The sequence below is a fragment of the Ochrobactrum teleogrylli genome (assembly GCF_037482325.1).
Taxonomy (GTDB): domain Bacteria; phylum Pseudomonadota; class Alphaproteobacteria; order Rhizobiales; family Rhizobiaceae; genus Brucella; species Brucella teleogrylli.
This window is the reverse complement of record NZ_JBBHKQ010000001.1, coordinates 3209419-3222426: the sequence shown is the minus strand read 5'-3', so window position 1 is coordinate 3222426 and position 13008 is coordinate 3209419. Positions and strand designations below refer to the sequence as shown.

Below are 13008 nucleotides of genomic sequence, written 5' to 3'. Positions count from 1 at the left end.
CAGCTAGCCCAACCAAGATTTTGATTCAGGAACCAAAGCTGATGACAGGCCGCTCCGCCATTTCGACCGTGCTTATGATCGCCGCACTCGCAGCCACGCTTGCCGCCTGTGGACGTAAAGGCCCGCTGGAACCGCCGCCGTCATCGCTGATCACCGATGATCAGGGCCACACCAAGCCGAAACCCAAGGAAGACAAGCCTTTCATTCTTGATAAGCTGCTCTAGTTCCCAAGGACTATCTTCCGTGAATCATTTTGAATATCGCGACGGTGTGCTGCACGCCGAAAATGTCAGCCTGCCTGAAATCGCCAAGGCGGTCGGTACGCCTTTCTACGTCTATTCCCGCGCCACGATCGAGCGCCATTTCCGCGTGTTCAGCGAAGCTTTCGCCGATATGGAACCGCTGATCGCCTATGCGCTGAAGGCCAATTCCAATCTGGCCGTGTTGAAGACGCTCGCAAAGCTCGGCGCCGGTGCCGATACGGTGTCGGAAGGCGAAATTCGCCGTGCGCTCGCCGCAGGCATCCCTGCCAGCAAAATCGTCTTTTCCGGCGTCGGCAAGACCCCGCGCGAAATGGATTTCGCGCTTGAGGTCGGTATCTATTGCTTCAATGTCGAATCCGAACCGGAGCTGGAAATTCTCTCGGCCCGTGCTGTCAAGGCGGGCAAGGTTGCCTCGGTATCGCTGCGTATCAACCCGGATGTCGACGCCAAGACCCACGCCAAGATCTCGACCGGCAAGTCTGAAAACAAGTTCGGCATTCCGCGCATCAAGGCGCGCGAGGCCTATGCCCGTGCGGCCAGCCTGCCGGGCATCGACGTGGTTGGCATCGATATGCATATCGGCAGCCAGATCATCGATCTTGAACCCTTCGACAATGCTTTTGCGCTGATGGCGCAGCTGGTGAAGGAATTGCAGGCCGATGGCCACAACATCCGCCATGTCGATGTCGGCGGCGGTCTCGGCATTCCCTATCGCACCGACAACAACCCGCCGCCGCTGCCGGTGGCCTATGCGGAGATTGTCGCCAAGCACATCAAGCCGCTCGGCCTCAAGACGGTTTTCGAGCCGGGCCGCCTGATCGTCGGCAATGCCGGTCTGCTGGTGACGGAAGTGATTTTCGTCAAGGAAGGCGATGCGAAGAACTTCATCATCGTCGATGCCGCGATGAACGATCTCATCCGCCCGACGCTTTATGAAGCATTTCACGATATCCGCCCGGTCAAGCTGGCAAAGGACGACGCGCCGCGCATCCGCGCCGATTTCGTCGGACCTGTCTGCGAGACGGGCGATTATCTCGGCCTCGACCGCGAGACGACCAAGCCAGCGCCCGGCGACCTGATTGCGGTGAGCACCGCTGGCGCTTACGGTGCGGTCCTGTCGAGCACCTATAATAGCCGCCTTCTGGTGCCGGAAGTTCTGGTCGATGGCGACCGCTACCATGTCGTGCGCCCGCGCCACACTTACGAAGAGCTGCTTGCGCTCGATTCCATACCGGACTGGCTGTAAGCCATCGGGCCCAATTAATCAGGGCCCATATTAATCATGGCAAAGCCTCGCCTTTGCCATGATGCATGTTATCCTGTCATTCGATTGCACGCTGGCAGACAGAGCAGAAAGCCCGGATGACGGATCAAGGCCAAGACAAGAAGGATAGGCCGCAGCTGATGCGGGAAGCCTTTTTGCGCCTGTTTTCAGGCGATGGCGCTCTGTTGCGCCGACTGCGTCTGCGCACCTTCTTGTCCGTCGGGTTTGAACGCCTGTGGCCGCTGGTCCTGCCGCTGATTCTGTTGGTTGCGCTTTTTGCAAGCATCAGCTGGTTTGGCCTGTTCGGCATGATGCCGCGCTGGTTGCATATCGCCGTGCTGACGATCTTCGCGCTGGCAGGGCTGGTTGCGCTCTATCTCCCATCCCGTTTTCGCCAGCCGACCGAAGACGATGTCACGGCGCGCATCGAGGCGGTCAACGGCCTCGTGCACGAACCGCTGGCCGTGCAATCCGGCCATATGGCCAGCGGCACCCACGATCCGTTTTCGCAGGCTCTGTGGCGCGAACATCAGAAGCGTATGGCCGAACGGCTCAAGAACCTGCAATCCGGCTTGCCGCGACCGCGCCTGCCGGAACGCGATCCTTATGGCCTGCGCGCCGTCGTGGCGCTGCTTTTCGTCACAGCGCTCGCCTACACGTCCAGCGCTGGCAGCGGGCGCATTGCCGACGCCTTTCACATTCGCCCCGGCAACGGTGCCGCCCTTGCCCGTGTCGATGCCTGGGTGACACCACCGCGCTATACAGGCCGCGCGCCGGTCTTCCTGACGGCCAGCGCTGAAAACAGCCGCAATGCCGAAGCGATCACGGTTCCCGAGGGCAGTGTGCTTTCGGTCCGCGTCATCGGCGGCAGCTCGGAACGCCTCACCGCAACCAATGCAGAAGGCGAGCAACGGGAAGTCCAGCCCGTCGCCCCGAAGGAAGAGCAGACGCAAGCGCAAGGACTGAGGCCGGTACAGACGCCGGAAGAAAGCGCTGTCGATGGAAGCCGCAACTTCCGCTACGATTTACGCGAAGACGAAACCGTGACCCTTTCCGGCACCGATGCGCGCTGGAAATTTGCGGTGACGCCAGACACGCCGCCGACGATCCGCTTTACCAAGGAACCCGGTCACGCGCTCAACGGCACGCTGCAACTGACCTATGAAATCGATGACGACTATGTGCCGGCCAGAGCCTTTGCCGAGATCGTGCCGCTGGAAATCGATGAAGACGAAGAGGCCTCCCCGCTTTACGAGGCACCGGAGCTGCCGCTCGCATTGCCGCGCCGCGGCGTGAAGGAAACCACCACATCGAAAGACCTGACCGAACATCCATGGGCAGGCCAGAAGATAGCGCTAACCCTCGTCGTCACCGACGCGGCGGGCCAGGTTGGGCGCAGCGAAACCAAAGTGATAACGCTTCCCGAACGGCCTTTCAGCAATCCGCTGGCGCGCGCTATTGCCGAACAGCGCCGTATTCTGGCGCTTGACGCCAACCAGCGCGATCATGTGCTGGACATGCTGTCGGCGCTGATGCTGCGCCCGGAAGAAACGATCAAGAACGCCGCGCATTATCTGGGCCTCGTCACCATCCGCACCAAGCTTCGCATGGCGAGAAGCGACGACGCCCTGCGCGATACTGCCGATTATATGTGGCAGGTGGCGCTCGGTATTGAGGATGGCAATCTTTCGGCAGCCGAAAAGCGTCTGCGTCAGGCGCAGGAAGCACTGAAAAATGCGCTGCAAAACGGTGCCTCGCAGGAAGAGATCGAGAAGCTCACCGCCGAATTGCGCAAGGCGATGCAGGATTTCCTGCGCGAATTCGCCCAGCGCCAGCAGCAGAACCCGAATGCGCGCCAGTCAGCGCCGGATCCCAATGCGCAGATGCTGACGGAACGGGATTTACAGCGCATGATGGACCAGATCGAAAATCTGGCCCGTCAGGGATCGCGCGATCAGGCCGAACAGCTTCTGTCGCAATTGCAGGACCTGATGAACAATCTGCAAATGGGTCAGACACAACCCGGCCAGCAGGGTCAGGGACAGCAGGGCCAGCAAGGGCAGATGCAGCAGCAGATGAACAAGCTTGGTGATCTGATGCGCCGCCAGCAACAGATGATGAACGAGACCTTCAATCTCGACCAGCAGCAGCAGCGCCAGTTCGACGGCAATCCGGGTGCCGGTGAAGAGGGCGAAGGTGAGGACATGGAAGGCCTGTTCCCCGGCGATGACGGCTCCAGGGGCGGCGGTTCGCAGCAAGGCGGCCAGACGGATGAGAAGACCGCAGAGGCCATGCGCAAGCTGCAACAGCAGCAGCAGCAATTGCAGCAGGAACTGCAAAAGCTGACGGAAGACCTGAAAGGCATGGGCATTGAACCCGGCAAGGATTTCAGCGATGCCGGAAAATCCATGGGCAATGCCGCCGAAGCGCTAGGACGCAATGAAGGCGCGGAGGCCAACGACAATCAGGGCAGCGCTCTGGACGCCCTGCGCCGTGCCGGTCGCGACATGATGCAGAAGATGCAGCAGGCGATGGGGCAGGACGGCCAGCAGGGTCAGGGCGCGAATGGTTCTCGTGGCCGCGATCCGCTCGGACGCCAGCAGGGCATGGGAGCCGATGATGGCAACGGCACCAAAATTCCCGGCGAAATCGACATTCAGCGCGCGCGTGAAATTCTGGATGAAATCCGCCGCAAGCTCGGCAACGCGCTGACGCCGCAGATGGAAAAGGAATATCTGCAGCGCCTGTTACAGTTCGATTAGAGGCTGCTCAACGAACTCGTACGACGGTTGCAAATTCGTCAGGCCGTGGCGAAAAGAGTGATTTTCGAGCAACGGAGCGGAGCGTACTTAAGGGTACGTGAGCACCGGCGCACAGAAAAGCGCTCTTTGCAGCCCGGCATCACGAATTTGCCGCTCAATCCTTGACGTGTCCGACATAGGGCAACTGCCGGAACGAATGGGCTACGTCCATGCCATAGCCGACGACAAAATAATCCGGGCATTCGAAGGCGACAAAATCAGCTTCCAGATCGACCTTGCGCCGCACGCTCTTGTCCAGCAGGACGGCAATGCTGACGCTGCGCGCGCCACGTTCCAGCATCAGTTCGCGGACGAATTTGAGCGTCTTGCCGGATTCCAGAATATCGTCGATCAGCAGCACATCGCGGTCACGCACTTCGCTGTCGATATCGCGCAGCAGGCGAACTTCCGTACTGGTCGTGCCCTTGCCATAACTGGACACCGTGATGAATTCGACATCCGGTTCCACGCCCGCATCATGCATGGCACGGATGAGGTCGGCTGCGAAAATGAACGAGCCCTTGAGAATGGAAATCGTCAGCAGATTGTGAAACTTGCGTTCGGCAATAGCCTTCGCCAGTTCAAGATTGCGACCGGCAATATCTTCCGGGCTGAATAGAATTTCTATCGTCTTGCCGCCGACTTCTGGCATTGCCGGTTCTCTCCTGATCGTTTGCTTTGCTCGTGGGCAACCGAAAGCCTTTTCAGGCTTTTCGGGATGCGCTTTCCTGCAGAAGGCACGCTCTATAGCACGGTTTGAAGAAAATGCACCCCGCCTGTCAACAAGCCCAGGCTTAGAGCCTGAAACAAAAAGCGGCATGTGTGTGCAAAATGGTGATTTTCGAGTACCGGAGCGGAGCGTACTATTGGTACGAGAGCACCGGAATGGAGAAAATTGCCATTTGCAGCCACACAGGGCGACTTTTGGAACAGGCTCTTATATCCATTCCCCGATGACAGGATTTGATATAGCGTGCCCGCATGCATCCGGACATTATCGAACTGCGCTCCTTTTACGACACGACACTTGGTCATTTGGCCGAGCGCGCCATACGCATGGCGATTGCCGGTCTTTGGGAACGTGTTCCGGGCGAACGGCTCATCGGCATGGGCTACAGCCTGCCCTATCTCGACCGGTTCAGCGCCGATACGGAACGCACTTTTGCCTTCATGCCAGCCGGACAGGGCGCGATCGCCTGGCCTTCGGCGGACAAATCCACCACGGCTTTGGTCTTCGATGAAGAATTGCCGCTGCCCGATTCCTCCATCGACCGCATCCTGATGGTCCATGCGCTGGAATATGCCGAAAGCGCGCCGGAAACGCTGAAGGAAATGTGGCGCGTACTGGCGCCCAACGGGCGGCTGGTGATCGTGGTGCCCAACCGCCGTGGCGTCTGGGCCCGCTTCGAACATACGCCTTTTGGCAGCGGGCGGCCTTACAGCCGCGACCAGCTTTCCACCTTGCTGCGCGAAGCCAATTTCACGGTCAACACCGTTAGCGACGCCCTGCATTTCCCACCCGCCACGCGGCGCTGGATGATGCGGCCTTGTCTGGCAATCGAAGGTCTGGGGCGGCGGCTGTGGCCGCTTTTCTCCGGCGTGCTGGTGGTGGAAGCCCAGAAACGTCTCTATCAGGGCCTGCCGGTTGCGCAGCGCGCGTCGCGGCGTGTTTTCGTGCCGGTGCTTGGAACCCCGGTCAGCGGACTGCGCAAGGCCAAACAAGAGTCTGACGCCTAGAGCCCATCTGATTACATTAGATCGGCTCTACATATTTACTCTGACGCCCATCCCGAAAACCGCTTCGCACTTTTCGGGATGTGCTCAACCCCCATAAAACAAGGTTTTTCTCGACTTCGCGCCCATGGCGGTTTATGTCGCATCGGGGCTCAAATCCCTTGAGCGTCCCATAAAGCAACACTGTTCTTTTGGCGGAGCCAAAATCATGACCGATCAGCAAAACCTTTCCCGTCCCCAGCCCAAGGCCGGCCTGCTCAACATCGCAGCCTACGTGCCCGGCAAGGAACATGTGGAAGGCGTTGCCAAGGTCTATAAGCTCTCCTCCAACGAGACCCCGATCGGCCCCAGCCCCCATGCGGTGGAGGCCTATCGATACGCGGGCGAAAAGCTGGAACTTTATCCCGACGGACAGGCGCTCGCGCTGCGTGAAGCTATTGCCGAAACGCAAGGGCTGAACATTGGCAATATCCTGTGCGGCAATGGTTCGGATGAGTTGTTGGGCCTGCTCTGCCAGACTTATCTTGCGCCGGGCGATGAAGCCGTCATCACCGAGCATGGCTTTGCCGTTTACAAGATCCAGACGCTGGCAGCCGGTGCAACACCGGTAACCGTGAAGGAAAGCAATGCGCGCATCGACGTGGATGCCATTCTTGCTGGCATTACGCCGCGCACCAAGGTCGTCTTCATTGCCAATCCGGCCAATCCGACCGGCACCTATCTGCCTTTCGAGGAAGTGCGCCGTTTGCATGCGGGCCTGCCGAAGCATGTCCTTCTCATCCTCGATGCTGCCTATGCCGAATATGTGCGCCGCAACGATTATGAGGCCGGTCTCGAACTCGTTTCGTCGAACGAGAATGTCGTGATGACCCGCACCTTCTCGAAGATCCACGGCCTTCCGGGTCTGCGGATCGGCTGGATGTATGCGCCCGCCCATGTGATCGACGCAGTCAATCGCATTCGCGGCCCGTTCAACATGAATTCGGCAGCGATTGCCGCCGGTGCGGCCGCCATTCGCGACCGCAACCATGTCGAAAAGTCGGTCGCCTATAACGACAAGTGGCTGTCCTGGCTGACGGATGAGTTCACCAAGCTCGGCCTGCGGGTGACGCCTTCGGTCACGAACTTCCTTCTGATCCATTTCCCCGAAGACGCCGCACACTCGGCAGACAAGGCGGATGAGTGGCTTTCCAAGCGCGGTTATATTCTGCGCCGTGTTGGCGGATACGGTTTCCCCAACGCGCTGCGCATGACTGTCGGACCGGAAGAAGCCAATCGCGGCGTAGTCGCCGCACTCACTGAGTTTTTAAAGTAAGATCAATGTCCACGATCCATTTTGATAAAATCGCGCTGATCGGTATCGGTCTCATCGGTTCGTCGCTGGCGCGCGTCATCCGTCGCGAAGGCCTTGCCAACCATATCGCAATTGCAACCCGCAGCGCCGAAACCCTGAAGCGCGCCGAGGAACTGAACCTCGGGGACAGCTACACGACCGACAGTGCCGGAGCGGTCAGGGATGCCGATCTGGTGATCGTCTCGGTACCGGTCGGTTCGTCCGGCACCGTCGCAAAGCAGATCGCCGCAAGCTTGAAGCCCGGCGCCATCGTCACCGATGTCGGCTCCACCAAGGCTTCCGTCATTGCGCAGATGCAACCGGAACTGCCCGCCAATGTGCATTTCATTCCGGGCCACCCGCTAGCCGGGACGGAATATTCCGGCCCGGACGCAGGCTTTGCAGAGCTGTTCAACAATCGCTGGTGCATCCTCACGCCCCTTCCCGACACGGATGAAGCGGCGCTGGAAAAGCTTACGGCCTTCTGGACGGCCTGCGGTTCGCGGCTCGACCATATGGACCCGCAGCACCATGATCTGGTGCTGGCCATCGTCTCGCATCTGCCGCATATCATCGCCTACAACATCGTCGGCACCGCCAGCGATCTGGAGCAGGTGACAAAATCGGAAGTCATCAAATATTCCGCATCCGGTTTCCGTGACTTCACGCGTCTGGCGGCATCGGACCCGACCATGTGGCGTGACGTGTGCCTGCACAACAAGGACGCTATCCTTGAAATGCTGGGGCGCTTTTCGGAAGATTTGGCCTCGCTGCAACGCTCGATCCGCTGGGGCGACGGAGAGGCCTTGTTCGACCTCTTCACGCGCACGCGTGCGGTGCGCCGTGGCATTATCGATGCGGGTCAGGAAGTGGATGCGCCAGACTTTGGCCGTCAGGCTGCGACGCGCACCAACGAAAAGAAGTAAGGCAATAGATAGGGCAGTAAAAACATACTCCCCTACTCCCTTACTCCCCTAAAGCGCGGGTAACCGCCCAAGCGGAATGAACCCGGCATTGGCTCTGCCCTTGCGAACGGCAATCTCCAGCGTGGGATTGCCGTTTTCGTCTTTCGGCATGGCTGATAGCGCGAAGAGGATGGTGGCGATATTGCTGCCCTGCTCCGGAAAAACCGTCTGGCCAGCCTGCGCCAGCGATTGCGCATTGACGAGCGTCAGCTTAACATCGGCATTGATCAGCCCATTGTCATCGACGGAAAACGGACCGGTCAGCGTCACCATCGCCCCATTGGGCATGGAGAGAAATGCCTGATGGATCGTGCCGCTATGGCCGCGCAGACGCTGGCTGAAGTCGGAAGATCCCGACGCCAGCAGTGTGGCAGCATCGGCAATCTCGATATCGGCAACGCCGTCGATCTCGGGGCTCTTGGCATTGCCGATCACCGGGGCTGCAAGCTTCAGCCCGGCAAAGCGGCCTGCCAGTTTCAGCGCGCCATCGACGGCGCTCATGCTGAAATCCATCTGTTCCAGACTGCTGAGCGGCTCCGTCGTCGTGGTTTCCGTGCGGCGACCGACCACGATGTCGCGCGCTTCAAGCGCGATCTCGGTCGGGAACGGGCGGGCAAGCCGGGTGTTGGAGCTGAACCGGCTCCAGCTCACTTCAAGCGGTTGAAGACCCGGAAATTCGATAAAGGCAGGTCCGGTCAGATCATTGCTGAGCGAGCGCGGCGCATAGATCGGCGAGCCGGAGGTGAAACGCCCTGCGCGAAAGGCCATGCCGGCGCTGGGCTTCTGCCAGGAAATGCTGTCGCAGACCACATTGACACGAAGCGGATAGCCGCTTGTGCGCAGATCCTCGCAGCGCACGCCAATGCCCTGAGCGGACAGCTTTGCCATATCCGCGGTGGCGCGCGTTTGCAGGCGGTCGGCCACATAGAACCACCCGGCAGTGTAGGCAGCGACGAGAACGATCAGGAAAATGCCAAGCGCAATAGATCGCTTTCTGGACTTCCGTTGTTTCGTTCCAGCTTCCGTCCCGGGATGCACCATCGAAAAACCTTATGTCGGTCAGAGAGTTGAGCCTGAGAAGCAGCAGAGCCGCCAGCGACGCATCTTTCGATACAATGTTTTGCTCAACCTCACTCTTGGCCATATTATGGCAGGATTGAGTCTTGTGAAGTGGCGCTTCAGAAAAAACGAGGGATATCCATCAATTACCCATGGAAATCGGTCACGAGACGGCAAATATTATACCATCATGACACACCATATCGATGCAAAGCGGACGAGTGATTTCTGGGTTTTCGGCTACGGCTCCCTAATGTGGCGGCCCGGCTTCGCGCATGTGGAGACCGTTCGCGCCCGTCTGCACGGCTATCGTCGCAGTCTGTGCATCTATTCGCATTTCCATCGCGGCTCACCCGACCACCCCGGACTGGTGCTTGGTCTCGACGCGGGCGGCTCCTGCCTTGGCATGGCGTTCCGCGTTCCGGGCGAGATGACTGACGAGGTGATGGTCTATTTGCGCGAACGCGAAATGTCGAACAATGTCTACCACGAAAAAAGGCTGCGGCTGCGCCTCCATGACGGGCGCGACGTTCAGGGGCTGGTCTATGTGGCCGACCGCCGCCATGTGCAATATGCGGGCGCGCTCAAGGCCGAGGACGCGGCTGCGATTGTGGCATCCGCGCATGGCGAATCCGGCGCGAATATCGACTATGTCGCCAACACGCTGAAACATTTGCGCGACATGCGCGTGCGCGATCACGCGCTTGAGCATGTCGGCAGCCTGATTGCCGCGAAATCACACCCGCCGCGTGATTTCGACTGATCAATCCCTGATTGCGAGAATGGACTTCGCCAGTCCGGCAATCTTCTCAAATTCGATCCGCCCATCCGGGAAGAGCTTGCGCACCTGTCCCGTGGTCAAAAGCCGGATCGATTCCACATGAAAACGGGCATCGTCGGCGCTTTTCTGCCGCTCGAAAAAGCCGAGCCGCATCTTGGTCATCAGCCAGATGCGCACCGCCACCGGCAGCCACTGAAAACCGATAAAGCGGAAATGCGGCTCATAGGGAAACCAGTAATTGGGGGTCTGCATGTAATAACGCTTGCCGAGCCTGCGGGTATTTTCCGCAAAGCGTGTGATGGCCGCCCAGTCGCCGACATGTTCGATAACCGAGTTGGAATGAACCACGTCGAAAGTCCGCCCCGCAAAAAGCGCCAGATCGGTCGCGTCGCCGACCAGAAACGTGAAGGTTCCCGTATCTTTCTCTTCCTGCTTTTCAGGATTGATCAGCGTGAAATGCAGGCGGTCGCGGTTGGCTTCGATGAAGTCTTCGCCGATCAGCCAATATTTTTCCGACCCGCCGAGATCGAGGATTTCAACTTTTTCGCCTTCCGGCTTTTCGGCAAGTGCCGCCTCGATCAATTTGCGGATATGGGCGAACCGTTTGGCACGGAAGGAAAACTCGATGCTTTTGCGGTCCTTATAAGGATCGCGACTATTTTCTGAAATATCCATTGTCGTTTTATCCGTTCAGCCAAACACCGGTCAGCACTGTTAAGCTCACTTGCCATTTATTACAAAGCATAGCAACACCGATGGCATATCAGAGCATTGTCCGGCAGAGCAAAGAGAAGGGCCGAACCAGTGCCTCAAGCACGAAAATTGAGCCGGCAGCCTATCGGGCACTTGTCCTCAATCGAAGCAATCGCTACATCTCGGCCAATCGTCAAGGAGACAGACACTCATGATAGCATTGTTCCGCACCATTGACCTGGCGCTCGACATCTATACGTGGATCATCATCGCCAGCGCCATTTATTCGTGGCTCTATGCGTTCAATGTCGTCAATTCCGGCAATCGCTTCGTGGCCTCGGTCGGAGAGTTTCTCTACAAGGTAACCGAGCCGGTTCTGCGCCCGATCCGTAATCTCCTGCCCAATCTGGGCGGCATCGACATTTCTCCGATTGTCCTGCTGTTGATTATCTTCTTCATCCGCCAGTTCATGTGGACGACGCTGCTGCCGCTCTTCCTCTGACCGGCACAGCAAACACCAAAAACAAAAGCGCCCGATGGATCATCGGGCGCTTTTGTTTTGAACTCAACTCATGAAACAGGCGATTACTTGCCCTTGGCGCGTTCGATCGCTTCAACGATGAACTTGCGAGCGTAGTCTTCATCGCCCCAGTCACCGATCTTGACCCACTTGCCGGGTTCCAGATCCTTGTAATGCTCGAAGAAATGCGCGATCTGCTTCAGCGTGATTTCCGGCATATCGGTATAGTCGTGGATCTTCTCGTAACGGCGCGTCAGGTGCGGCGACGGAACGGCGATGATCTTTTCGTCCTTGCCGGAATTGTCTTCCATGACCAGAACGCCGATCGGGCGGACATTGATCACAGAACCCGGCACCAGCGGACGGGTGTTGCAGACGAGAACGTCGATCGGATCGCCGTCTTCCGAGAGCGTGTGCGGTACGAAACCGTAATTGCCCGGATAGGTCATCGGCGTGTAGAGAAAACGGTCAACGATCAGAGCCCCGGACTTCTTGTCCATCTCGTACTTGATCGGCTGGCCGCCGACCGGAACTTCGATGATGACGTTGACGTCTTCGGGAGGATTGGTTCCGATGGAAATGGCATCAATATTCATGATGGGTCCTTTCGTGTCGCGCTCTGATAACGGGTTTCATGTTTCCGTGCAAGAAAAACGAAAGTTCAATAAAACGCGACTAATTGTCGTTTAGCTCATGTACAGCCGGAAGGATGTCGGGCATTTAACTGCGCGGTGAAACACCCAGTTCCTTCAGGCGGTCCACAGCTGTCGGTGGCATCGGGGGTGGGTTGGGGTCGCGGCTTGCCGCAACCAGAAGCTCGTCGCAGGCCGTTTCGGTGCTTTCGATCAGGCGGCGCAGAAATTCTTCCTTTTCAAGCCCCGGCGGAATGGGCGGCAGGACGCGGCACCGAATGGTGCCCGGAAAGCGCAGAAACTTGCGGCGCGGCCAGTAAAGCCCGGCATTATGGGCAATCGGCAAGACCGGCAGGTTCAGCGCATCGTAAAGATGCACGATGCCGTATTTATATTGCGGCGGCGCACCGGGCGCGCGGCGGGTGCCTTCAGGATAGATCAGGATCTGACGCCCTTCGGCAATGGCCTTTTCCGCGCCCTTGGTGATCGAATGCAGCGCCTTGACGCGCGATCCGCGATCCACCGGGATCATCTCCATCTTGGCGACGTACCAGCCGAACAGCGGAATGCGCATCAATTCGCGCTTCAGGATCAGAACCGGATCATCCAGATAGGGCAGGAATGCATAGGTATCCCAGGCCGACTGGTGCTTGGGGGCGCAGATATAGGCGCCCTCTGGAATATTCTCGAGACCTTCAATGACGTAATCCGTCCCGGCAATAATCTTCTGGAGCTTGAGATTGACCCGCGCCCAAAGCTTCGGCACGATCCAGGCCTTCTTGCGCGGCAGCAGGAAATAGAACGGCGTATAGATGATCATCTGAACCAGCGTGCAGATGTAAAACGCCGCATTGAAGAGGATTGAACGCAGATAGAGAAGCATCGTGTCGGCGAATGTCCCGGCTAGAGCACGTCCCGTAGAGAGAGACACAATCTCGAAAAACTGTCAGACCTTCGCTTTCC

The 13008-nt window shown here is 58.5% G+C and carries 13 protein-coding genes; 8 read left to right on the top strand and 5 right to left on the bottom strand.

What is annotated here, in order from left to right:
• The first annotated feature begins 41 nt into the window (after positions 1-41).
• From lptM to WIX40_RS15015, 3 genes are all read left to right on the top strand, one after another.
• A complete protein-coding gene (gene lptM / locus WIX40_RS15025) occupies positions 42-224 on the top strand; it encodes an LPS translocon maturation chaperone LptM (protein ID WP_078337809.1) in 183 nt (60 codons plus the stop codon).
• Between the two features lie 19 nt (positions 225-243).
• Positions 244-1509: a diaminopimelate decarboxylase gene (gene lysA, locus WIX40_RS15020; RefSeq protein WP_109369904.1), complete on the top strand. Its 1266-nt coding sequence runs from the start codon at positions 244-246 to the stop codon at positions 1507-1509.
• Between the two features lie 116 nt (positions 1510-1625).
• Positions 1626-4289, top strand: a complete 2664-nt coding sequence (locus WIX40_RS15015) for a TIGR02302 family protein (RefSeq protein ID WP_339440472.1) — start codon at positions 1626-1628, stop codon at positions 4287-4289.
• Between the two features lie 154 nt (positions 4290-4443).
• On the opposite strand, the gene hpt is transcribed toward WIX40_RS15015, so the two are convergent.
• The gene (gene hpt / locus WIX40_RS15010) at positions 4444-4980 is read right to left on the bottom strand and encodes a hypoxanthine phosphoribosyltransferase (RefSeq protein ID WP_124915119.1); all 537 of its coding nucleotides are present in this window, start codon (positions 4978-4980) and stop codon (positions 4444-4446) included.
• 329 nt (positions 4981-5309) lie between these two features.
• Between hpt and WIX40_RS15005 the strand changes: the two genes are divergently transcribed.
• From WIX40_RS15005 to WIX40_RS14995, 3 genes are all read left to right on the top strand, one after another.
• Positions 5310-6065, top strand: coding sequence for a methyltransferase domain-containing protein (locus tag WIX40_RS15005; RefSeq protein WP_339440470.1), 756 nt, complete (start codon positions 5310-5312; stop codon positions 6063-6065).
• Positions 6066-6270: 205 nt separating this feature from the next.
• Complete coding sequence (hisC, locus tag WIX40_RS15000; RefSeq protein ID WP_109369908.1) at positions 6271-7377, top strand: histidinol-phosphate transaminase; 1107 nt, start codon at positions 6271-6273, stop codon at positions 7375-7377.
• Between the two features lie 5 nt (positions 7378-7382).
• Entirely contained in the window at positions 7383-8321 is a 939-nt protein-coding gene (locus WIX40_RS14995) for a prephenate/arogenate dehydrogenase family protein (RefSeq protein WP_339440468.1), read from the top strand.
• Between the two features lie 48 nt (positions 8322-8369).
• Here WIX40_RS14995 and WIX40_RS14990 read toward each other — a convergent pair whose 3' ends face one another.
• A complete protein-coding gene (locus tag WIX40_RS14990; protein WP_109369910.1) occupies positions 8370-9401 on the bottom strand; it encodes a DUF2125 domain-containing protein in 1032 nt (343 codons plus the stop codon).
• Between the two features lie 208 nt (positions 9402-9609).
• Here WIX40_RS14990 and WIX40_RS14985 point away from each other — a divergent pair, with 208 nt between their 5' ends.
• Complete coding sequence (locus WIX40_RS14985) at positions 9610-10182, top strand: gamma-glutamylcyclotransferase (protein WP_109369911.1); 573 nt, start codon at positions 9610-9612, stop codon at positions 10180-10182.
• Here WIX40_RS14985 and WIX40_RS14980 read toward each other — a convergent pair whose 3' ends face one another.
• Positions 10183-10875, bottom strand: coding sequence for a methyltransferase domain-containing protein (locus WIX40_RS14980; protein ID WP_339440465.1), 693 nt, complete (start codon positions 10873-10875; stop codon positions 10183-10185).
• Positions 10876-11104: 229 nt separating this feature from the next.
• On the opposite strand from WIX40_RS14980, the gene WIX40_RS14975 reads away from it, so the two are divergent.
• Entirely contained in the window at positions 11105-11395 is a 291-nt protein-coding gene (locus WIX40_RS14975) for a YggT family protein (RefSeq protein ID WP_109369913.1), read from the top strand.
• 83 nt (positions 11396-11478) lie between these two features.
• Here the strand turns inward: WIX40_RS14975 and ppa are convergent, their stop codons facing one another.
• Both ppa and WIX40_RS14965 read right to left on the bottom strand, forming a co-directional pair.
• Positions 11479-12009 carry an inorganic diphosphatase gene (ppa, locus tag WIX40_RS14970; protein WP_078337519.1) on the bottom strand — a complete coding sequence of 177 codons (531 nt, stop codon included), beginning with the start codon at positions 12007-12009 and terminating at the stop codon, positions 11479-11481.
• A 124-nt stretch (positions 12010-12133) separates the two neighbouring features.
• Positions 12134-12928 (bottom strand): lysophospholipid acyltransferase family protein, encoded by a 795-nt coding sequence (locus tag WIX40_RS14965; RefSeq protein WP_339441054.1) that lies wholly within the window; start codon positions 12926-12928, stop codon positions 12134-12136.
• Between the last annotated feature and the right edge of the window lie 80 nt (positions 12929-13008).

Excerpts from the sequence above, each read along its gene's own strand:
- WIX40_RS14990 (WP_109369910.1), bottom strand. The coding sequence starts at position 9,401 with ATGGTGCATCCCGGGACGGAAGCTGGAACGAAACAACGGAAGTCCAGA.
- WIX40_RS15015 (WP_339440472.1), top strand. The coding sequence starts at position 1,626 with ATGACGGATCAAGGCCAAGACAAGAAGGATAGGCCGCAGCTGATGCGG.
- hpt (WP_124915119.1), bottom strand. The coding sequence starts at position 4,980 with ATGCCAGAAGTCGGCGGCAAGACGATAGAAATTCTATTCAGCCCGGAA.
- WIX40_RS14995 (WP_339440468.1), top strand. The coding sequence starts at position 7,383 with ATGTCCACGATCCATTTTGATAAAATCGCGCTGATCGGTATCGGTCTC.
- WIX40_RS15005 (WP_339440470.1), top strand. The coding sequence starts at position 5,310 with ATGCATCCGGACATTATCGAACTGCGCTCCTTTTACGACACGACACTT.
- WIX40_RS14975 (WP_109369913.1), top strand. The coding sequence starts at position 11,105 with ATGATAGCATTGTTCCGCACCATTGACCTGGCGCTCGACATCTATACG.
- lptM (WP_078337809.1), top strand. The coding sequence starts at position 42 with ATGACAGGCCGCTCCGCCATTTCGACCGTGCTTATGATCGCCGCACTC.
- WIX40_RS14985 (WP_109369911.1), top strand. The coding sequence starts at position 9,610 with ATGACACACCATATCGATGCAAAGCGGACGAGTGATTTCTGGGTTTTC.
- WIX40_RS14980 (WP_339440465.1), bottom strand. The coding sequence starts at position 10,875 with ATGGATATTTCAGAAAATAGTCGCGATCCTTATAAGGACCGCAAAAGC.
- hisC (WP_109369908.1), top strand. The coding sequence starts at position 6,271 with ATGACCGATCAGCAAAACCTTTCCCGTCCCCAGCCCAAGGCCGGCCTG.
- ppa (WP_078337519.1), bottom strand. The coding sequence starts at position 12,009 with ATGAATATTGATGCCATTTCCATCGGAACCAATCCTCCCGAAGACGTC.
- WIX40_RS14965 (WP_339441054.1), bottom strand. The coding sequence starts at position 12,928 with ATGCTTCTCTATCTGCGTTCAATCCTCTTCAATGCGGCGTTTTACATC.